Origin of the sequence: Paenibacillus sp. FSL R5-192 (genome assembly GCF_000517845.1) — a bacterium.
GTDB lineage: Bacteria > Bacillota > Bacilli > Paenibacillales > Paenibacillaceae > Paenibacillus > Paenibacillus amylolyticus.
Map to the genome: position 1 here is coordinate 1 of NZ_ASPR01000077.1, position 786 is coordinate 786.

A 786-nucleotide genomic window follows, 5' to 3' on the forward strand; every position below is an offset into this window, starting at 1 on the left:
CAGTTTCGTTGTTCGCCACGTCCTTCATCGGCTCCTAGCGCCTAGGCATCCTCCGTGTGCTCTTAGTAGCTTAACCATATTGCTCCGGATTTTGACTGCTCGCTTCCCTTGGTTTGCTTACGCAAAGCCAAAAGTCGCTCCCATTCAATACCATCGCAAAAGCAATTTAACTACCGTTTTTATTAAAACTTGTTTAACACAAGTTCAGCTAAAAAGGAATGTTCTAATTCGCGTTTGTTTCGTTTCGATATCTAGTTTTCAAAGAACAAACTTGTAAAACTTTTTTTTGGTGGAGCCAAGCGGGATCGAACCGCTGACCTCCTGCTTGCAAGGCAGGCGCTCTCCCAGCTGAGCTATGGCCCCATATAAAGTTTAAAGGTATAGATGGTGGGCCCTGGTGGACTCGAACCACCGGCCTCACCCTTATCAGAGGTGCGCTCTAACCAACTGAGCTAAGGGCCCACATTATATATACTATTTGAACCCAAAATGGGTTACGCTTGGCGGCGTTCTACTCTCCCAGGACCCTGCGGTCCAAGTACCATTGACGCTGAAGGGCTTAACGGTCGTGTTCGGGATGGGAACGTGTGGAACCCCTTCGCTATCGCCACCAAACGTTTGAGAGTTTGAGCTCTCAAAACTGAGCAACGAGTGAGTTGCTTGTGCTCTTCATTTCATCCACACCGAAGTGACGGACCGAAATGAATCGCTGTTGCAGGTTCTAAGAACCTGCATATTTGAATGTTTCCGTTGCAGGAAACGATTCTCCATAGAAAGGAGGTGATC

The 786-nt window shown here is 47.6% G+C and carries 2 tRNA genes and 1 rRNA gene; all 3 read right to left on the reverse strand.

What is annotated here, in order from left to right:
• Positions 1-287: 287 nt before the first annotated feature.
• Positions 288-363 (reverse strand) — tRNA-Ala (locus C161_RS28870).
• Positions 364-385: 22 nt separating this feature from the next.
• Positions 386-462: transfer RNA gene (locus tag C161_RS28875), tRNA-Ile, on the reverse strand.
• Between the two features lie 36 nt (positions 463-498).
• Positions 499-615: ribosomal RNA gene (rrf, locus tag C161_RS28880) — 5S ribosomal RNA — on the reverse strand.
• Between the last annotated feature and the right edge of the window lie 171 nt (positions 616-786).